General features: G+C 40.7%; 21 protein-coding genes. 11 read left to right on the forward strand and 10 right to left on the reverse strand.

Going from position 1 to position 20,078, the window contains the following annotated elements; translation table 11 throughout:
* Positions 1 to 63 precede the first annotated feature (63 nt).
* Entirely contained in the window at positions 64 to 1,896 is a 1,833-nt protein-coding gene (locus tag FTV37_RS07975) for a phosphoenolpyruvate carboxykinase (GTP) (protein WP_180007483.1), read from the reverse strand.
* A gap of 412 nt (positions 1,897 to 2,308) precedes the next feature.
* Between FTV37_RS07975 and FTV37_RS07980 the strand changes: the two genes are divergently transcribed.
* The 4 genes from FTV37_RS07980 to groL all read left to right on the forward strand — a co-directional run bounded on the left by FTV37_RS07980 (position 2,309) and on the right by groL (position 6,195).
* Positions 2,309 to 3,247 (forward strand): diacylglycerol kinase family protein, encoded by a 939-nt coding sequence (locus FTV37_RS07980; RefSeq protein WP_180063474.1) that lies wholly within the window; start codon positions 2,309 to 2,311, stop codon positions 3,245 to 3,247.
* Positions 3,228 to 4,013: a metallophosphoesterase gene (locus FTV37_RS07985; RefSeq protein WP_180063475.1), complete on the forward strand. Its 786-nt coding sequence runs from the start codon at positions 3,228 to 3,230 to the stop codon at positions 4,011 to 4,013. Before FTV37_RS07980 ends, FTV37_RS07985 begins: the two co-directional genes overlap by 20 nt.
* Positions 4,014 to 4,196: 183 nt before the next feature.
* The gene (gene groES / locus FTV37_RS07990; RefSeq protein WP_078192966.1) at positions 4,197 to 4,487 is read left to right on the forward strand and encodes a co-chaperone GroES; all 291 of its coding nucleotides are present in this window, start codon (positions 4,197 to 4,199) and stop codon (positions 4,485 to 4,487) included.
* 73 nt (positions 4,488 to 4,560) lie between these two features.
* A complete protein-coding gene (gene groL, locus FTV37_RS07995; RefSeq protein ID WP_180063476.1) occupies positions 4,561 to 6,195 on the forward strand; it encodes a chaperonin GroEL in 1,635 nt (544 codons plus the stop codon).
* Positions 6,196 to 6,274: 79 nt separating this feature from the next.
* On the opposite strand, the gene FTV37_RS08000 is transcribed toward groL, so the two are convergent.
* Complete coding sequence (locus FTV37_RS08000; protein WP_180063477.1) at positions 6,275 to 6,757, reverse strand: copper resistance protein NlpE; 483 nt, start codon at positions 6,755 to 6,757, stop codon at positions 6,275 to 6,277.
* A 281-nt stretch (positions 6,758 to 7,038) separates the two neighbouring features.
* Here FTV37_RS08000 and FTV37_RS08005 point away from each other — a divergent pair, with 281 nt between their 5' ends.
* Entirely contained in the window at positions 7,039 to 7,617 is a 579-nt protein-coding gene (locus FTV37_RS08005) for a 1-acyl-sn-glycerol-3-phosphate acyltransferase (protein WP_180063478.1), read from the forward strand.
* An 80-nt stretch (positions 7,618 to 7,697) separates the two neighbouring features.
* On the opposite strand, the gene FTV37_RS08010 is transcribed toward FTV37_RS08005, so the two are convergent.
* Together FTV37_RS08010 and FTV37_RS08015 are read right to left on the reverse strand one after the other, a co-directional pair.
* Entirely contained in the window at positions 7,698 to 8,027 is a 330-nt protein-coding gene (locus tag FTV37_RS08010; RefSeq protein WP_180024138.1) for a hypothetical protein, read from the reverse strand.
* 190 nt (positions 8,028 to 8,217) lie between these two features.
* A complete protein-coding gene (locus FTV37_RS08015) occupies positions 8,218 to 8,955 on the reverse strand; it encodes a sulfite exporter TauE/SafE family protein (protein WP_180063479.1) in 738 nt (245 codons plus the stop codon).
* Between the two features lie 199 nt (positions 8,956 to 9,154).
* On the opposite strand from FTV37_RS08015, the gene FTV37_RS08020 reads away from it, so the two are divergent.
* Complete coding sequence (locus FTV37_RS08020) at positions 9,155 to 9,652, forward strand: hypothetical protein (RefSeq protein WP_180063480.1); 498 nt, start codon at positions 9,155 to 9,157, stop codon at positions 9,650 to 9,652.
* A gap of 56 nt (positions 9,653 to 9,708) precedes the next feature.
* Here the strand turns inward: FTV37_RS08020 and rsmD are convergent, their stop codons facing one another.
* Both rsmD and mrdA read right to left on the reverse strand, forming a co-directional pair.
* Complete coding sequence (gene rsmD, locus FTV37_RS08025) at positions 9,709 to 10,260, reverse strand: 16S rRNA (guanine(966)-N(2))-methyltransferase RsmD (protein WP_180063481.1); 552 nt, start codon at positions 10,258 to 10,260, stop codon at positions 9,709 to 9,711.
* Positions 10,261 to 10,263: 3 nt separating this feature from the next.
* The gene (gene mrdA, locus FTV37_RS08030; protein WP_180063482.1) at positions 10,264 to 12,285 is read right to left on the reverse strand and encodes a penicillin-binding protein 2; all 2,022 of its coding nucleotides are present in this window, start codon (positions 12,283 to 12,285) and stop codon (positions 10,264 to 10,266) included.
* A 234-nt stretch (positions 12,286 to 12,519) separates the two neighbouring features.
* Here mrdA and FTV37_RS08035 point away from each other — a divergent pair, with 234 nt between their 5' ends.
* From FTV37_RS08035 to FTV37_RS08050, 4 genes are all read left to right on the forward strand, one after another.
* Positions 12,520 to 13,038, forward strand: coding sequence for a hypothetical protein (locus tag FTV37_RS08035; protein WP_180063483.1), 519 nt, complete (start codon positions 12,520 to 12,522; stop codon positions 13,036 to 13,038).
* 64 nt (positions 13,039 to 13,102) lie between these two features.
* Positions 13,103 to 14,419: a hypothetical protein gene (locus FTV37_RS08040; RefSeq protein ID WP_168378316.1), complete on the forward strand. Its 1,317-nt coding sequence runs from the start codon at positions 13,103 to 13,105 to the stop codon at positions 14,417 to 14,419.
* An 84-nt stretch (positions 14,420 to 14,503) separates the two neighbouring features.
* Positions 14,504 to 15,163: an adenylate kinase gene (gene adk / locus FTV37_RS08045; RefSeq protein ID WP_078189866.1), complete on the forward strand. Its 660-nt coding sequence runs from the start codon at positions 14,504 to 14,506 to the stop codon at positions 15,161 to 15,163.
* 86 nt (positions 15,164 to 15,249) lie between these two features.
* Positions 15,250 to 15,447, forward strand: coding sequence for a hypothetical protein (locus FTV37_RS08050; RefSeq protein WP_180063484.1), 198 nt, complete (start codon positions 15,250 to 15,252; stop codon positions 15,445 to 15,447).
* A gap of 56 nt (positions 15,448 to 15,503) precedes the next feature.
* Here the strand turns inward: FTV37_RS08050 and nth are convergent, their stop codons facing one another.
* Both nth and FTV37_RS08060 read right to left on the reverse strand, forming a co-directional pair.
* Positions 15,504 to 16,193, reverse strand: coding sequence for an endonuclease III (nth, locus tag FTV37_RS08055; protein WP_180020700.1), 690 nt, complete (start codon positions 16,191 to 16,193; stop codon positions 15,504 to 15,506).
* A gap of 2 nt (positions 16,194 to 16,195) precedes the next feature.
* Complete coding sequence (locus FTV37_RS08060) at positions 16,196 to 16,990, reverse strand: RnfABCDGE type electron transport complex subunit B (protein WP_180003967.1); 795 nt, start codon at positions 16,988 to 16,990, stop codon at positions 16,196 to 16,198.
* 330 nt (positions 16,991 to 17,320) lie between these two features.
* Here FTV37_RS08060 and gdhA point away from each other — a divergent pair, with 330 nt between their 5' ends.
* Positions 17,321 to 18,667: an NADP-specific glutamate dehydrogenase gene (gene gdhA, locus FTV37_RS08065; RefSeq protein WP_227591817.1), complete on the forward strand. Its 1,347-nt coding sequence runs from the start codon at positions 17,321 to 17,323 to the stop codon at positions 18,665 to 18,667.
* Between the two features lie 162 nt (positions 18,668 to 18,829).
* On the opposite strand, the gene FTV37_RS08070 is transcribed toward gdhA, so the two are convergent.
* Positions 18,830 to 19,120, reverse strand: a complete 291-nt coding sequence (locus FTV37_RS08070; protein ID WP_257224256.1) for an META domain-containing protein — start codon at positions 19,118 to 19,120, stop codon at positions 18,830 to 18,832.
* 175 nt (positions 19,121 to 19,295) lie between these two features.
* Complete coding sequence (locus FTV37_RS08075; protein WP_180063486.1) at positions 19,296 to 20,072, reverse strand: META and DUF4377 domain-containing protein; 777 nt, start codon at positions 20,070 to 20,072, stop codon at positions 19,296 to 19,298.
* Positions 20,073 to 20,078 lie beyond the last annotated feature (6 nt).

Here is a 20,078-nt window from a genome sequence, read left to right on the forward strand (position 1 = left end):
GCGCAAGGCGGTCTTTTAAATCTTCCTTAATCCCTCTTTTAAAGGAGGGAAATTAAAGGCCAATTAAGCAGATTTTTTTACAGCTTCTAAAAGTTCGTCTTGACGTACTTTAAGTGCTTTTGGTAAGCGATCACCAAGTTTGTTGAACAATTCAGTGTGGCTTTCAAGTTCTTTGATCCATTGATCTTTATCTTGAGAAGTTACAAGCTCGAATTGCTCTTTAGTGAAGTCTGAACCAGTCCAGTTCAATTGTTCGTATGTTGGAACAAGGCCGATAGGTGTTTCAACAGCGTCTGCACGACCTTCACAACGGTCAATGATCCACTCAAGAACACGCATGTTTTGACCGAAACCAGGCCATACAAAGTTACCTTCAGCATCACGACGGAACCAGTTCACGTTGTAGATACCAGGAAGTTTATTGCCAGCAGCTTTAGCTTTAGCAGCAACTTCTTCACCAAGTTCTAACCAGTGAGAGAAGTAGTCAGCCATGTTGTAACCCGCAAATGGAAGCATTGCGAATGGGTCACGACGAACGATACCTTGTTGACCAACAGCAGCAGCAGTTGTTTCAGAGCCCATAGTTGCAGCTTTGTAAACACCGTCAACCCAGTCAAATGCTTCTGAAATTAGAGGCACTGTGTCTGCACGACGACCACCGAAGATGAACGCAGAAATTGGAACACCTGCTGGATTTTCCCAGTCGGCATCAATAGAAGGACATTGACCAGCTGAAACAGTGAAACGAGCATTTGGATGAGCTGCTTTTTCTTCGCCGGTGTGTGGTTGACCTTTCCAGTTAGTCAAGTTAGCAGGCGCTTCTTTAGTCAGACCTTCCCACCATACTTCACCTTCGTCAGTTACAGCAACGTTGGTATAGATTACGTCTTTATGAAGAGTCGCCATACAGTTCGGGTTAGTCTTGGTATTTGTACCAGGTGCTACACCGAAGAAACCAGCTTCAGGGTTGATTGCATATAAGCGACCGTCTTCACCTGGTTTGATCCAAGCAATATCGTCACCTACAGTTTCAATTTTCCAACCTTCGTAACCCGCTGGTGGAATCAACATCGCGAAGTTTGTTTTACCACACGCAGAAGGGAATGCAGCTGCGATGTAGTGTTTTTCGCCTTGTGGGTTTGTCACGCCAAGGATGAGCATGTGTTCAGCTAACCAACCTTGTTGACGACCCATAGAAGATGCAATACGTAAAGCTAGGCATTTTTTACCCAACAATGCGTTACCGCCGTAACCAGAACCGTAAGACCAGATTTCACGAGTTTCTGGGTAATGAACGATGTATTTTTCAGGGTTGCAAGGCCAAGCAACGTCTTTTTGACCTTCTTCAAGCGGAGCACCAACAGTGTGTACGCAAGGAATGAAGTCACCGTCAGTACCAAGTACGTCATAAACAGCTTTACCCATACGAGCCATTTTAGACATGCTTACAGCAACGTAAGGAGAATCAGTAAGTTCGATACCGATGTGAGCAATATGAGAACCTAAAGGACCCATAGAGAAAGGAACTACGTACAAAGTACGGCCTTTCATTGAACCGTCAAATAAACCATTCAGACGAGCACGCATTTCAGCTGGAGCTTCCCAGTTGTTTGTTGCGCCTGCATCTTCTTGTTTTTCAGAACAGATGTAAGTACGACCTTCAACACGAGCAACGTCAGAAGGATCAGAATTAGCAAGGTAAGAACCAGGATGTTTTTCTTGGTTAAGTTCTTGCATAGTGCCGTTAGCGATCATCAAGTCGATATAACGTTGATATTCTTCTGCGCTACCGTCACACCATTCGATTTTTGCTGGTTTGGTTAATTTGGCAATTTCTTCCACCCAAGCAATGAGCTTAGGGTGACGAACGAATTCTGGTGCGTTCACTTGGGTCATGGTGAGGCCTATCTCAAAAATGTACTAACCGTACAAAGTATAATCTGCATTATGGGATACATCATGCAGATAAAAGATGAAAAAAAGTGGCTGTATTAAAGCATAAAATCATAAAAAAAATAAGACTAAAGAAGTGGTAGATTTTTTTTGGTAGTTAATGCTATTTAAGTTAAATATAAATAAAATACAATAACTTACTATATTTTATGGCGAATTTTAACTTTATTTATTAATGTGATGGACAATATTTTATATATTTATTTTTAATAAAAACAAAAAGTTGCATGTATTTGATATTTGAGAATTATTATTGATTAAATAAATGGTGGTAATTCGATTTTTACATAAAGGCGCTATTATTTGCTGTTAAATTCGACAAAATACAAAACTAAGCGGCCAAGATGTATAAAAAGTGATTAAACAAGCCAAGCCTTTATCTATTATTTATAATAAAAAATCAGGATTTCATGCTGCAAACAAAGATGAAGTCTATGAGGAACTTGTGCGGATATTATCCGATCATGATTTCGAAATACAGTCATTTGAGCTTGGGCAAGAAGCCAGTTTTGATACTTTAATGAGCAAGGTGTTTGCACGCCACCAAGACCCCGATAATTTGGGCGTTGTCGTTGCGGCAGGCGGGGACGGAACCTTAAATGCTGTTGCTCATCAGTTGATGCATACCGATATTCCTATGGGGATTTTACCTTTGGGCACATTTAATTATGTGGCGCGCGTACTCAATATTCCTCTCGATTTAATTCAAGCGGCACAGGTGATTGCGACAGGCAATAATCGACAGGTGCACGTGGCGCAAATCAATGAACATATCTATTTAAACAATGCCAGTTTGGGCTTGTATCCTTTATTTATACAAAAAAGAGAGTTTTATAATCAAAAGTTTGGTCGTTTCCCATTGCACGCTTATACCTCAGGTTTGGATGTGCTGATTCGAGATCGCAAAGAGTTAAAATTGGAAATCGAAGTGGATCATCATATTTATCCAGTCAAAACGGCCTTGATCTTTTTTGGCAATAATCAATTGCAATTGGCCGATTTAAACTTGCAAATTGCTAAGGATGCAGAGGCAGGTAAAGTTGCAGGTGTGGTGGTCGCAAAAAGTGATAAGAAAACGTTATTTAAAATTTTATGGCAGTTAATCCGTGGCAATATCGACAATGCACCAGATGTGTATAGTTTTGCCGCTGATGAAGTCACCATACATACCCAACGAAAAAAAATGACCGTTGCTGTGGATGGTGAGATTGTAGAAATGAAACCGCCGCTTAAAATTCGAGTGCAAAAACAAGCCTTAAAGATACGGGTGCCACATGATACTGCATCTGTCTGATCTGCATTTTGGCACTGAAAAGCCAGAGTGTATGCGCGCGATTCAGCAATTTTGTCGTGAACAGCGTATCGAGGCCGTGGTTGCCAGTGGAGACTTGACCCAACGTGCGCGCTATCGTCAGTTTTATGCATGTAAGCAATTTTTAGAAAGCTTAAAGCTGCCATATATCGTTGTACCGGGGAATCATGATATTCCACTGTATCATTTATGGAACCGTGTTTTTAGTCCTTTTGCACGTTATCAACTTTTTTTTGGTGCCATGGAAAATGTACTGGAAACCGAGCATTTTTATTTAATTGGGATCAATAGTATTCGCCGTCGTTACCATACGCGAGGGCATGTATCGCTCGAGCAAATATATCATGTCGAGGAATTACTTAGACATGCGCCGCCCAATAAAGTGAAATTAATCATAGCGCATCAACCTTTTTATACGCCGCCCAATGACCCGCATGGTGTGAAAGATTGTCCTGTTCAAGGGCGTTTGGCACTCGAACAGTGGAGTCAACACGGTTTAAATGGTTTATTGCATGGACATTTACATGTTCCAGCCAGCTATGACCTCAATCAGATTTATGCTTTAGGTGCTGCGCATCCAGTTTGGGATATTCATGCTGGAACTGCAACGTCATATCGCCTACACGATAACCTTGCCAACAGTTTTAATGTCATTGATGAGCAGATGAATGTGCGACATTATTTTTATCATTCAAAGTTAAAAATATTTGAAGAAAATCTCAGCACTCATGTTTTAGATGAGCTTTAACCATTTAAATTTAAATTTTGAAGAAAAAAAATACAAAAAGATGAAAAAATTTAGAATTTGCCCTTGAAGGGTTTTTTTCCATCCCCACAAAAGTGTCATCTAAATTATTTTTTGTCGATGGCTTATGGAAATCAAAATGTCATCGTCTTTTATCTAGTAAATAGACTTAGTCTGGAGTTAACTATGAGCAATATTCGTCCTTTGCATGACAACGTTGTGATTCGCCGTGTTGAAAAGGAAACTAAAACTGCTGGTGGTCTTATTTTAAGTACTTCAGCAGCTGAACAACCTGCTCAAGGCGAAGTAATCGCTGTAGGTAATGGCAAAGTAACTGACAATGGCGTACGTGCATTAGACGTTAAAGTTGGTGACAACGTATTGTTTGGCACTTATGCCGGTACAAAAGTAAAAGTAGCAGGCGAAGAGCTTCTTATTATGAAAGAGTCTGACATCTTAGCGGTACTTGAAGCTTAAGTTTCGTACACGCATTTAGACCCTTTTATTCATCATAAATTGTTAAAAATTTTAAAAAGATTCGGAGTTAGACATGTCAGCTAAAGACGTAAAATTTGGTGATTCAGCGCGTTCAAAAATGATCGCGGGTGTAAATGTACTTGCAGATGCTGTAAAAGTGACTTTAGGTCCTAAAGGCCGTAACGTTGTCATCGACCGTTCTTTCGGTGCGCCGCACATCACTAAAGATGGTGTTTCTGTTGCTAAAGAAATCACGTTAAAAGACAAGTTTGAAAACATGGGCGCTCAGCTGGTTCGTGAAGTGTCTTCAAAAACCAATGACATCGCGGGTGACGGTACAACAACTGCAACTGTACTTGCTCAAGCAATCCTAAATGAAGGGATCAAATCAGTTACTGCTGGTATGAACCCAATGGATCTTAAACGCGGTATCGACATCGCGGTTAAAGCTGTTGTTGCTGAAATTAAAGCGACTGCTAAACCTGCTTCTGACTCTAAAGCCATTGAACAAGTAGGTTCGATCTCTGCGAACTCTGACACCACTGTTGGTAAACTTATTGCTCAAGCAATGGAAAAAGTCGGTAAAGAGGGTGTAATTACAGTTGAAGAAGGTTCAGGCTTTGAAGATTCTCTAGATGTTGTAGAGGGTATGCAGTTTGACCGTGGTTACATCAGCCCTTACTTTGCAAACAAACAAGATACACTAACAGCTGAACTTGAAAACCCATACATTCTTCTTGTTGATAAAAAAATCAGCAACATCCGTGAATTGATTGCTGTACTTGAAGCTGTTGCTAAAACAGGTAAACCGCTTCTTATCATTGCTGAAGATGTTGAAGGCGAAGCGTTGGCTACACTTGTAGTGAACAACATGCGCGGCATTATCAAAGTATGTGCGGTTAAAGCGCCTGGTTTCGGTGATCGCCGTAAAGCAATGCTTCAAGATATCGCGATTTTAACTGGCGCGACTGTAATTTCTGAAGAAGTAGGCATGTCACTTGAACAAGCGTCTCTTCAAGATTTAGGTACAGCTCATAAAGTGACTGTTTCTAAAGAAAACACAGTGATTGTGGACGGTGCTGGTAATGCAGCTCAAATCGCTGAGCGTGTAACTCAAATCCGTGCGCAAATTGAAGAATCTACTTCAGAATACGACAAAGAAAAACTTCAAGAACGCGTTGCTAAATTGGCAGGCGGTGTTGCTGTAATCAAAATCGGCGCTGCAACTGAAGTTGAAATGAAAGAGAAGAAAGATCGCGTTGACGATGCACTTCATGCAACTCGTGCTGCAGTTGAAGAAGGTGTTGTAGCAGGTGGTGGTGTTGCACTTGTACGTGCTGCAAAAGCACTTGAAGGTGTGTCTGGTGCTAACGATGACCAAAATGTTGGTATCAACATTTTACGTCGTGCAATTGAAGCACCGCTTCGTCAAATCGTTGCGAACTCTGGTGATGAGCCATCAGTTGTAATCAATGCTGTGAAAAACGGTGAAGGTAACTTCGGTTATAACGCTGCAACTTCAGAGTATGGCGATATGCTTGAAATGGGTATTCTTGACCCAGCTAAAGTAACGCGTTCTGCGCTTGAGCATGCTGCATCTGTTGCAGGTCTTATGCTTACAACTGAATGTATGATTACTGAAATCCCAGAAGACAAACCTGCTATGCCTGATATGGGCGGTATGGGCGGCATGGGCGGTATGATGTAATTCATACTGATCATCCGATCTAAAAAATCCCCGCTACTTGCGGGGATTTTTTTATAACAATCCTAGTTAGAGTAAAACACTAATCAAGCTTTTTGGTGAGTTTAAGATTTACTTCAGGCATTTCTAGTTTTTCACCTTTATCACTACGAAGCTCAATAAAGTTTTCACCTACAAAATAAATTCGATTGTCACCCTCAGCATCAAGTTGAATCATTCCAGGTTGATCTGGCAAGAACTTAAAACTGCCTTTCACTTTATTTTCAGTGTTCGCAGGTTTACCTAAAAACTCTTGGCTGAGTTCATAGCTCTTATCAAGTTTGAGTTCAAGTTCAGTTTCAATCCCTTTGCAATCATGGCAAGGTAGAATCCCTTTATACTCACCTGCCCAATCAAGTGCATTTTCGGTGTTATCACCTGTGGCAATCGGACTTTCTGAGGCAGCGTCTGTATTAGCAATGACATTATTATCTGGTGGTATAGCGGTTTCAGATTCATTGCTGGTCTTTGAACATGCCGTTAGGGTTGCACTGACCATACAGAGAGCGAGCATTAGTTTTTTCATGAGATTTATACACCGTATGTACCCAATATAATGCTAAGCGTGACTTTTATTGCGCAAGAAAAATAGCCTATTCCTGTTAACAATTGTGTTTTTGCTTAATACATCAAAACAGACATTTGATTTTTAAAAATTCGTAAATAGTGAAATATTGGTGATTTACCTAAAAGTGAACGCTAAAGGACATTTATATATTAATTGGTGGATTACTGAACAATATAGGCTTTTATAATTATTTTGCGTTGTTAAACTCTGTGGCATAGAAAAAACTGTCGGTGCAAATTGTGTTTGAAAAAACAGCGGAAAAAAGTCTGAACTTAATGGGGTGGCAAATTGATAACCATTGGGATTTAAATATCGACCAATGTGTCATGATTGCAGCGCCACATACCAGTAATTGGGATGCACTTTATGCACGCCTTGCCCTGAAAGCTTTAGGGGTAAATGTTCGTATCACGATTAAAGACAGTTATATGAAATTCCCGTTTGGGCCTTTTGTACGTGCCATGGGCGGAATTGGTATTAATCGTCGTCCAAAACAAGATGGTGAAGCACGTCAAAGTATGGTTGAGCTGATGGCTGACTTATTTAAGCAACATCCGAAATTAGTCATGTTGGTAACGCCTGAAGGGACGCGCGCTAAACAAGAGAAGTGGAAAACCGGTTTTTATCATGTTGCCATGCAAGCAGGTGTGCCGATTGCTTTAGCCTATATGGACTATGCGCAGAAAAAAACGGGTGTGGGTAAAATTGTTTATCCTACAGGCGATTATGAAAAAGATATGGCTGAAATCATGGATTTTTACGCGCAAATTCATGCCAAATTTCCTGAAAACTTCAGTGTCGATACACGCTATTATTAATCTAACAATCCAATAAAAAAGGACAGTATTGGCTGTCCTTTTTACGTTTAGATGATTCTGTTTAGATTTTTATATTGAATTTAATCATTAAAATCGGGATGGATACCGCCCAGATTTTGACATGCCGCCTTATAAATAATGTATTGCTGATCAACCACATCGATGAGCGGGATACGAAATAACTTTTCGCCTTGCTTATAGCTATCGATATAAGACACGACTTTTTGTTTGCTTGATGCTAGTTTTTCTTCATGGAAAGTTGTAATCGAGCTATGAGTCATATGTGAACTTTCAATATTATTGCACTGAAAATGTGAGAGTAGTTTTTCAGCTTTTTTAATTTCGCTGGACGTGCCAAACATACAGCCGCTAAGCAGAGTTACACCTGCAAGCAGGATGAACTTTTTCATGGTTTTATTTTAAGCAAAATTATGAGGTGCAATATTCTATTAATTTTCGTCAGAAAAATTAATTACTTTTTTACCATTTGGCTAATTTTTATTTAAATGTGAACTGTGTCATTGTTACAAGATGTGAATGTCTAACTGAAAAGGCGTTTTATTAGAATAATTTCTACAAATATCTTTAGGTTTTGAGTCATCAGGTTAAGATACTCATCGTTACCAAAAAGCAGCCTGAAGAAAATAATAGCCCTAACACGATATGCTTAAATTGGCGTTCTGAAATGCGATAAAAAAGTTTGGCACCAAAAATCACTGGAAAAGCCATAATCACCAACAGCACGGCTGAATAGGGCAGATGTTCACGATGGATGATCCCTTGTAGCAGATAGCTGATGAGTGTAACGAGCTGAATGGCTAAATTGAAATGTCGCAAAATATAGCGTTGTTCTGCTTTGGGTGTATTTTTCAGCATGAGCCATGCAGAGGGTAATGCACCACAAAAGCCTCCAAGACCACCCAAGATTCCAGCAATATATCCAATACTAGAATCCGCCCATTTCCCTGATTTTTGGATGAATGAAAATTTCGGATTAAAAAATAAAATTGGGCACCAAAACATTAAAAAAGCGCCCAAAACCAATTTAAATGTATCTGGATTAATGCTGTCTAATAAATAGGTGCCGAGCGGTACACCTAAAATTCCTGCAATTAAATAGGGATAAATGATTTTTTTATTGATCGGAATGCTTTTACGTTCTGATGATAATGAGATGAAGTGGCTATAAACTGAAGCGCAGACCACCAAGGGTGCGGCTATTTGCGGGGGGAGTATCCAAACCCAAAATGACATTGCGATAAGGGCGAATGCAAACCCTGTTAATCCTTGTACGAATCCCGCAAAGATGGCACCAAGAATAAAAATCAGCCAAGTCATTAAATTACAGCTTTGAAATACGTGGCGCTATTGTAGTGAATTTTTCTATATAAATGTGGCTGACTGAGTAAATGTAGCAAAATTGGACATCAAATCATGAATAGAACATGAATATTTAAATACAGCAGATGTACACAGACTTCCAATTAAATTCATTTCGATAAGTGAAAATGCTCTTCATCAAAGAGGAGTGCTACACATGCTTAAACAAGTTGCTTTGCTATCTGTGGTTGCAGTTACATTTACAGGGTGTGTCGTGGCGCCATTTGATGATGGCCGATACCAATCGAATCGATATGGCTATGCAAATCAATATGGTTATTCAGGTCAATATGATGGTTCATACGGACAGCGCTATGACTCAAGTCAGCGTTATGACCGTTCATATAGTCGAGTGAATAGCCCGCAACATCGACCAAACTCACCACGATCGAATTCGAATAACCGTCCAGACGATACTCATAAACCGAATGTGCATAAACCAAATGCGCATAAACCGAATGTACAGAATCCTTCATCTCAGCATCCGTCAAATGTGCATCGTCCAAGCGCAAAGCCTCAGACGCCAGCTAAACCCAATACAAGCAAGCCCCAGCAGCAAAAACCACAGCAACAACGTCCTAAAGTAACGCCCGTGGATAAAGCTAAAACCCCGGGTGGATTTAACAGCCAGCGTCCACTTCGACCACAGGTTTAATGATTTTCAAGTAATAAAAAAGGACGCATTAACGTCCTTTTTTATGTGCATCTACATTAAGCCTTTTTATATAAGCCTGCACGCACCGTTCCAGCTTTGGTTTGTTTAATTTGCTGCCAAGTGCTTGGGAGTTTTAACTGAGCAAGATCGCGATCAGCTTCGATATAAATTAAACCATTGTCTGCAATGCACGGATCGACCAATTCAGCAAGTTCCTGCCATAAATCAAGACTATAAGGGGGATCTAAGAAAATCAGATCAAATTGGTCTTTCACGTTAGGAATGGCTTGTTGTGCCGTCATGTTTTTGAGTTGCACACGTTGTTTACTCACCCTTAAGAGTTCTAAATTGTCCATGAGAAATTTCGCTTGGGTGCGATCAGGTTCAATTAAAACAGCTTCTGCTGCACCACGTGAGAGTGCTTCAAATGACAAAGCACCTGAACCTGTACAAAGGTCGAGAACTTTGGCATTTTGAACATCCCACATGAGCCAGTTAAATAATGTCTCGCGCACACGGTCAGGTGTAGGGCGTAAACCATCAATACTGGCAAAAGGCAGTTGACGGCGTTTCCATTCACCCCCAATGATTCTTAATTGATTTTTCATGAATTATTCCTCATCGGTTGCATGTGCGGCACTGGCAGCACGAGGTGTTGTATTTGCACTATTGTTCTGCTGTGCAGTTGGGCTTGCATTTGGGTCGGCTGATAAAATATTCGAGCCGCTTGGTAACTCACTCGGTTTTAGACCCGCAGTCATGAGACCACCGCTAATTTGATGGCTAGCAGGACGAATTGGATTCTTTTTACGTGTTAATAACCAGTAGTCAAACATTGGTTTAGCAATTTGAGCAGCAGAACCACCGTGACGACCATTTTCCCAAACGACGGCAATCGCAATTTCAGGTTTTTCCGCAGGGGCAAAACCAACAAATAAACCATGGTCAAGCTGACGCTCTGTCAATAAAGATTCGTTATAGCGTTTACCTTGGGCAATACTTTTAACCTGTGCGGTGCCTGTTTTACCTGCGATTTGATACATTGGGGTACGAATACCACGACCGGTCCCTGTTTGAACCACATCAATCATGGCATCATGCATTTTAATCCAATCATCTGGCTTACCATTAAATTGAATGCGACCATTCGGGGCGTTATGGACTTTATGAACCTTAGCGCCTTTACTTTCACGCAAAACGTGAGGTGTAACATGTGAGCCTTGATTGGCGGTAATAGCAGTCGCCATCGCCAGTTGTAATGGTGTTGCAGTAAATGCACCCTGACCAATACTGACGGAAATCGTTTCACCTTTGAGCCAATTGGACTTCCGTGTGCGGAGCTTCCATTCAGGATTTGGATATAGCCCCGTACTTTCACTTGGTAAATCTACACCGGTTTTTTCACCGAAGCCAAACTGACGCATCCAAGTATTCATTTTTTCAATGCCCATACGATAGGACAAGACATAGAAATAGGTATCGCAGGAAATGACTTGAGCTTTGTGTAAATTAACTGAGCCATGACCAGTTTTTTTGTGGTCACGGAAACGATGGCTGTCACCCGGAAGCGTGAAATAGCCCGGATCGGAAATGGCTGTACTCCAATCCACTAGACCATAATGAATACCACCTAGACCAAACATTGGCTTAATCGTTGAACCCGGTGGATAAGCCCCTTGCACAGCACGGTTATATAATGGCTGATCGAGGCTATCACGTAGTTCAGAATAATCTTTGCTGCTAATGCCAGTAACAAATAAATTGGGGTTAAAACTAGGACTGGACACAAGAGCAAGAATTTCCCCAGTACGTGGGTCAATCGCCACAATTGCACCACGTCGATCTGCAAGCTGCTCTGAAGCGACCATTTGCAGTCCATAATCTAGGGATAAATATAAGTCATTACCACGAATCGGATCTTTACGACCTAGATGTCGTAACACATTACCAAAGGCATCGGCTTCAACCGACTCATTTCCCGGCATACCATGTAAAAGTTCTTCGTATGATTTTTCAACGCCAATTTTACCGATCAGGTTTGAGCCAGCGTATAAATCTTTATCAATCGTTTTTAGTTCTTTGTCATTAATACGACCTACGTAGCCAATCACATGGGCAAACAGTTCACCATGTGGATAGTAGCGAGTCATTTGGGTCTCTATATTGACACCCGGGAATTGATATTTCACCTCACTAAAACGGGCGATATCATTTTCATTTAAATTCAGTTTAATCGAAACGCGTTCAGTCTTTTTAGAGGTTTTAATCCGACTTTTGAAACGTTCAATGTCTTCATCAGTCAGTTCTAACAGAGGCGTTAGGCGCTCTACCGTATCATCAATGTCTTCAACATCCGCACGGCTCATGGTTGCTGAGAAAACCGGATAATTATCCGCTAATAACACACCATTACGGTCATAGATATAACCACGAGAAGGTGCAAGCGGTTGCAATCGAATTCGGTTTTGATCGGCAGCAGTCGAAAAGGTCTCATAACTTTTGATTTGCAAATATGCATATCGTGCCACAAGCAACAGCATAAAGAAGGAGACAATCCCTATCGAAATCACCACGCGATTACGATAAATCCGCTTTTCTTGCTGGACATTTTTTAAAGGATAATGCTGCTTCATACGCGATCGACTTAAAGACTGAGAGCTAAAATAACGGAAGAGGCATATTCTAGCGCAACTGACATTTTTTTGATAAATAAAAAAGACTCTGCTGTGATTGCAGTCTACATTTTGACTTTGCAGACATGAAAAATATGGGGCTTTGTGTATAACAGTTCATATTATTCTGCTAAAGTCGAAACGTATAAAAAAGGAATATTCCAAAAAATAATACTAAGGAAGTTTGTGAAAACAATGAATAAATTATATCCATTGCTTGCATTTATGATGCTCGGAAGCATCGCACATGCCAATGACAATTCATTTTTACCTGAGGCAAAGTTAACAGGTAAGGGTTATCAACCATGGAATGTTGGAGCAGGTTTTACTCAAAAAATTATTCACGTGAATGGTGAGTGGGTAAACCCATATGGCATTGCCTATGCAAAAGCTGGTGTTTTCTTGAACGATGATAAAACACCTGGTGGGCAAGTCGGCTTTCGTTACCCCGTTCATTTCACTGGCAAAGATAAAAATGGTTATTATATCGGAGCTTATGCGGGCCACATCGACTCCAAGAAAGTAGATGGTGAAGATGAAGCGCGTTTAGGTGGTGGTATCGATCTTGCTTATGTGATGTTGAGTGCCGAGCGTATTAGTACGTTTAGTGTAGGCTTGGGTGTGGGTGAAAAATTAGAAGACAAATCAGGTAATGTGATTGTGGAAACCGAACCGAGACTACAAATCTCATATACTTTAAGTTTTGGTTTGTAGTGAAAATAATCAACTTTATTTTATAACCGCACTCACTGAATAAAATTAAATATGGAAGTTATGCATGCTTGAGTATGTTAACGAATTGTGGCAAACCTTTTTGCAACGTCCCGATTTTTGGGCTGTGCTAAGTATTATCCCCGTTACCGCATTCGTTACCTGGGCACACGTTTGGATGGCACTGAAAATGGTGTTTTACCCGATTACTTTCTGGGGATTCCATTTAGGTCCATTACCCGTGGGATGGCAGGGGATTGTGCCAAGAAAAGCTGGACGTATTTCTGGCATTATTACGGATAATACATTGTCTAAATTGGGTTCCTTGCGTGAGTTTTTGGATGCAATGGATCCTGAGGACATGGCGCGCATCATTGGTGAACAAGTTGGCTTTGAGCTTGAACATTTGATTGATGAAGTCATGCTAGACCGAAATGCGGTGCTTTGGGAAAACCTACCGTATTCGATTAAACGTCGTATTTATGCCCAAGCACACAAGCAGCTGCCAAATACCTTAAAAGAACTCGTGACCGAACTGACCATGAACGTAGAGTCACTTGTTGATATGCGTGAAATGGTGGTGAGCCAAATGGAAGCGGATCGTCTCTTGATGGTGCGTATGTTCCTTAAAGTTGGCCAAAAAGAAATCAACTTTATTTGGCATATTAGTGCCTTGATTGGGATGTTCTTTGGTATCTTCCAAATGATCGTTTGGTTTGTGGTGCCATGGCATTGGACGGTTCCATTTTGGGCCGCAATCTGGGGCTTTTTGACCAACTGGATTGCCATCTGGATGGTATTTAATCCAATAGAGCCGCACCCTGTTAAGTATTTGCAATTATTTGAATTAACTAAAGATCGTAAATTCCCTTGGATTAAACCTGTGATTCCACGTATTGGAACGTACAATGTTCAAGGGGCGTTTATGAAACGCCAAGAAGAAGTTTCAGATGTATTCGCAAGTGTAGTCACAGAAGACCTAATTACGTTAAAATCTATCATGACCGAAATGATGTATGGCGGGAAGAAAGATAAGACTCGTCGCATTGTGAAACGTCATATTAATGAAATTATGGAATCTCCACTGGTTCGTACCTCATTACAGTTGTCTTTAGGTCCAAAAGAGTACGCAAAACTCAAGACAGACTTGATCGATCGCTCAATTGAAATTACGATGGTGCCTGTATGCGACCCTGCGTTTAATGCGAGCCGTGCACAGAAAATCTTTCAAATGTTTAGAGACCGTATTCGTGAGCTAACACCGAAAGAATTTCAAAATCTATTACGTCCTGCATTTCAGGAAGACGAATGGATTTTAATTGTCTTGGGTGGTGTAACCGGTTTTATCGCGGGTACAATACATTTGTTTGTGGCTTTCTTATAATTAGATGCTGGAAGACGATTTGAATCTTGGGTTCAGATCACTACATAGCGTCATATACAATGTTTAAAATGAGGATGTTTTTTTATGCGCATTATATTACTCGGACCACCTGGAGCAGGTAAAGGTACACAAGCTCAGTTGATCTGTAAGCGCTACGATATCCCACAAATTTCAACCGGTGATATGCTCCGTGCTGCGATTCGTGAAGGTACTGAATTAGGTCTACAAGCTAAAAGCGTCATGGACAATGGCGGCCTTGTATCTGATGAGCTTATTATTGGTCTTGTTAAAGAACGCATTGCTCAACCTGACTGTGTTAACGGCTGCATTTTCGACGGTTTCCCACGTACGATTCCACAAGCTGAAGCGCTTGAAAACGAAGGTATTAGCATCGATCACGTGATTGAAATCGATGTACCTGACGAAGAAATCGTTCAACGTTTATCTGGTCGTCGTCAACACCCTGCATCTGGTCGTGTATATCACACCGTTTACAACCCACCAAAAGTGGAAGGTAAAGATGACGAAACTGGTGAAGACCTTGTTCAACGTCCGGATGACCAAGAAGCAACAATTCGTAAGCGTTTAGGTTCTTACCACGCTGAAACTGAGCAATTGGTTGGTTTCTACCAAGGTCGTGCAGCTTCTGGCGAAAACGCACCGACTTATGACAAATTAAATGGTCTTCGTCCAATCGATCAAGTTCAAACTGATTTGTTCGCGATTTTAGATCAGTCTAAATAATTCAACTTTTTTGAATTTTTGACAATCAAAGAGTCCTACTGCATAGTGGGGCTCTTTTTTTATGTGGCTTTTAGGGCGAATCTGTTATGAAATTTGCTTTGGTTATAATGGTCATCATCGCTGTGGCGGTGTTATTGGGCTTATTATTTGTCAGCTTTAAAATGTTGCGTAAGGTGCAAGTGGAAGAAGCAGAGCAAGCTAAATTGAACTCGAAGCAATATCGCTTACATCCAAAGCTGCAGCAAGAGTTTGATAAAAAAAACAAAGAACAAGATAAAAATTAAGCATCAATTTGATCAATTGATTCTTACAAATTCCATCTACCCCGAAATTGAAGAGATTAATCTTCAATTTGGGTGGTTTTAATCGGTCTTAATGCACCAAACTCATACTTATCATTCCAATTACATACATCAGACACGATACATTCATCGCATTTGGGTTTGCGGGCAATACAACAATAGCGTCCATGTAAAATCAGCCAATGATGTGAATCGACGATAAATTCTTTAGGAATCACTTTGACGAGTCGGTGTTCGACTTCCAGAACATTTTTGCCGACAGCCAATCCTGTACGATTACCTAAACGAAAAATATGTGTATCAACGGCCATGGTCGGTTGACCAAAAGCAGTATTCAGCACCACATTTGCAGTTTTACGACCGACACCGGGTAAGGCTTCCAAATCTGCACGATTATTCGGAACGATGCTGTTGTGCTTCTCAATGAGAATCTTGCAGGCTTTAATGACATTTTCCGCTTTTGAGTTATACAGGCCAATGGTCTTGATATATTCCTTCAGTCCGTCAACACCTAACGCATAAATAGCTTCAGGAGTATTTGCTACTGGAAAAAGTTTATCTGTGGCTTTGTTGACACTGACATCTGTGGCCTGAGCAGATAGGGTAACAGCCACTAAAAGTTCAAATGGACTACTATAATTGAGTTCAGTTTTCGGGTTGGGGCGTTGCTCACGTAAGCGTTCAAAAAAAGTTTGAATTTGCTTCTTAGTCATGTTTTTAACAGCCATGATTAAGCCCCTTGCAGTTGTGTTAATTGTTGCGTGAGCGTATGGAGTAACTCACGTTTTTTTGCATCGTCTCGAACACTCAGTTGTTTTTCTAATTTCTTAATTTGTGTACGAATTTTTGCAAGTTCAATGGTGGTTTTTGCATCGAGTTGAACGACTGGCGTAGCAGGTTTTTCCACGACTTCAATGACCGGTACTGAGTCTGTCTGGGTCGAAAATTGGGCAAAAAGTTCCGTATCAATTTCTGCGCGTACAATAGGGCCTTTACGATGAATTCGGCGCTTTTCCTCACGCTGAATATGTGCATAGTAGCGGCGACGTAAATCATTCTGTTCTGCGATTCGAACAGGTTCAGATGGCACTTGATCAAGCTCTTCGACAAGGTCGATACAATCCACTGGACACGGTGGGATGCAGAGTTCGCAGCCCGTACATAAATCCGTCAAGACCGTATGCATCAATTTGCCTGAGCCAATAATGGCATCAACAGGGCAGGCACTGATACATTTGGTACAACCAATGCATTCATCCTCACGAATCACGGCTTTGACCCGTTGCGGGCGCCCATCACTTTGGATGGGCCAAACACTGGCTTCTGCTGTTAAGTGTGGACGATTTAATAACGCTGCTAGTGAATCTGCCACAGGTTGACCACCGGGTATACATTTATTGGCTTCTTCTCCTTCACTGATGGCTTTGGCATAGGGTAAGCAGCCGTCTCGGTGTCCACAAAGTCCACATTGAGTTTGTGGCAATAGGGCATCAATTTGTTGGATGAGGGAAATTTCAGAAGTCATGGGTAGTCGCGAGTACAAATGAAGGCAGTGAAAAACCAAAGAGGACGTTGAATTCTAGCATGTTTCAGTATGAATTGCTGTGCGCAAAAATGGGTCTATAGATGCATCATAAATGAGCAAAATAATTCATTAAAATATTCCTAAAAGTAATAATATTTATAACTAAAATATCTGATTAATCAATTTAAATCGCTGTTCTTTAAAGAATTTAAAGATTTTTTAAAAAAACTATTGCTGATTAGTTACAAAAGATATTTAATATTTTGCGCCAAAATATATCTTTGATCAAAATTGTGATCAATTTTGATCCATACATCTGCTGAGGATTAAGTGTTGAAATATAACAGCCTTAACGACTTCCTAGACTACGTTAAAACACGTGATGAACATCAACCTGAATTTCTTCAAGCTGTTGAAGAAGTGATGACGAGCCTTTGGCCATTCATCGAAAAGAACCCACAATATGCTGACTACGGTTTGCTAGAACGTCTTGTTGAGCCTGAGCGTGCAATTCAGTTCCGTGTTTCATGGGTAGATGACAAAGGTCAAACTCAAGTTAACCGTGCTTTCCGTGTTCAATACAACTCAGCAATTGGTCCATTCAAAGGTGGTATGCGTTTCCACCCATCAGTGAACCTTTCAATTCTTAAATTCTTAGGTTTTGAACAAACTTTCAAAAATGCTTTAACTACACTTCCTATGGGTGGTGGTAAAGGTGGTTCAGATTTTGACCCTAAAGGTAAATCTGAAGGCGAAATCATGCGTTTCTGCCAAGCATTAATGATCGAATTATACCGTCATCTTGGTTCTAACACTGACATCCCTGCGGGTGACATCGGTGTAGGTGGCCGTGAAGTTGGCTACATGGCTGGTATGATGAAAAAATTAAGCAATGACACAGCATGTGTGTTCACTGGTAAAGGTTTAACTTTCGGTGGTTCACTTGCGCGTCCTGAAGCAACTGGTTACGGTACTGTGTATTTCGCTGAGGAAATGCTAAAAACTCGTGGCGATAGCTTTAAAGATAAAGTTGTAACGATTTCGGGTTCTGGTAACGTTGCACAATACGCTGCTGAAAAAGCAATGTACTTAGGTGCGAAAGTGGTTTCACTTTCAGACTCAGCAGGTACTGTATACGTGAAAGACGGTTTCACAACTGAACTTCTTGCTGAAGTAATGGAATTGAAAAACGTTAAGCGTGGCCGTATTTCTGAATTTGCATCTAAGCACGGTTTTGAATATTTAGAAGGTCAACGCCCTTGGTCAATCAAATGTGATATCGCACTGCCATGTGCAACTCAAAATGAATTAGATGAAGCTGATGCTGAAGCTCTTCTTGCTAATGGCGTAATCTGTGTTGCTGAAGGCGCAAACATGCCATCTACTTTGGCTGCAGTTGAGAAATTCGTTGAAGCGAAAATTCTTTATGCACCAGGTAAAGCTTCAAATGCAGGTGGTGTTGCAACTTCTGGTCTTGAAATGTCTCAAAACGCAATTCGTTTGGGTTGGACTTTCGAAGAAGTTGACGAGCGTCTACACGCGATCATGAAAGAAATTCACCGCAACTGCGTGAAATACGGTACTGAAGAAGATGGTACTGTGAACTACGTAAACGGTGCTAACATTGCAGGCTTCGTAAAAGTTGCTGACGCAATGCTTGCTCAAGGCGTTTACTAAGTTCTCCGTAAGTTGAACTGAAAACCGAGGCTCAAGCCTCGGTTTTTTTATGGCGGAATGGTTTAGAAAATATAGATATATTGCTAGGTGTTCATTAGCCTAAGTTGTAATTTGCTATCGATAATGTTGAAGTGAAAATTTAAGGGTTGGTCGAGCAAACGTTTAAAAATGAAGCCCTGACCGATGTAACTGTGTGCTGAACTTCAGAGTACTCCCTACATCTCCTATAAAACGCAAAGTATGCTTTTCTACATCATAATTGTGGCCAATGCGATTACAGCCATTAAAAAATGTCATACGGCCATTGTTGAATTTGAGAGTTATTGGGGCGGGTAGAGCCTTATTCTCTACGAGAACCCACGTCTTTTGAGTTAATTGTTCTGCTTCAAAATCACGTAAATCAGCAATTCGCTGTATGCCTTTAAAAATATAGGTCTGTTGATTGCTATTCATCACGATTAATTCAGGCAGGGCATTTTGCTTTTGAAGTAGCTTTAGATTGACATCGCTAAAGCGTTGGCTGAACAGTACATCGTGATTTGAATACTATGCATATCCAATCAGCGTTTGCGGTTGTGTAGATATAAAAAAACCGAGGCGATGACCTCGGTTTTTTATCGGCTGTAACTTACAACGTACCTTTTACGGTTTCACGTTCGACTGACATATCAAAAATATAGGCATATTTTGATTGGTCAGCAGCAGGGTTTTTACGTTCAAAACGTTTTACGCGAATAATTTGGCGTTCTGCAGGAGTGTGCTTAAAGCCTTCAATTTGATCGTAAAATAAAGTCCAGTCTTTATCAACTTGTGTTTTTAGGCCTTTTTCATCGTATTTCACTTCACGTACTTGCAAACAAGTTTGTGGAGCAACGCCTGTACATTGTTTAGTTTCAGGGCTGATTTCAAGGAAAATCGTTTCGCCTTGCGAGTTGTACTGAGTTTCAGGTGTTAATTTTCCAGTGAAAACCAGTTTTTCACCTGTTGCAGAGATAATGGTTAACGTTGGATTTTGTGGATCTGTAGTATTTAAAACAAAAGGTGCTTTACGGTCACTAAATAGTGAAGATGCAAGTCCTTCTTGTTTCATCGCATTATCAGGACACGCCATCATGGTAGATGCAATGTTGCCTGTTACAAGTGTATTGTGTTCCACTTTCCATTGGGTTGACATACTGTTACAGCTGGTTGAAATACCCAAAGTGCCATTTTCTAAAAAATTTAAAACCAAAGGTTTTGGTGCATTTTCAGTGGTGGTGCTCCATTGATATGAAGCTAAAGTTTTATCAGCATTTTGTTGTTGTAATACGCTCACGGCTAAATCTCCAGCTTTTTGGATATCGCTTGATTGACATGCTGCAAGGGCTAAAGGGAAGAGGGCGATCGCTAAATATTTTAATTTCATTACGCT

Origin of the sequence: Acinetobacter sp. YH16042, assembly GCF_013417245.1 — a bacterium.
Classification (GTDB): domain Bacteria; phylum Pseudomonadota; class Gammaproteobacteria; order Pseudomonadales; family Moraxellaceae; genus Acinetobacter; species Acinetobacter amyesii.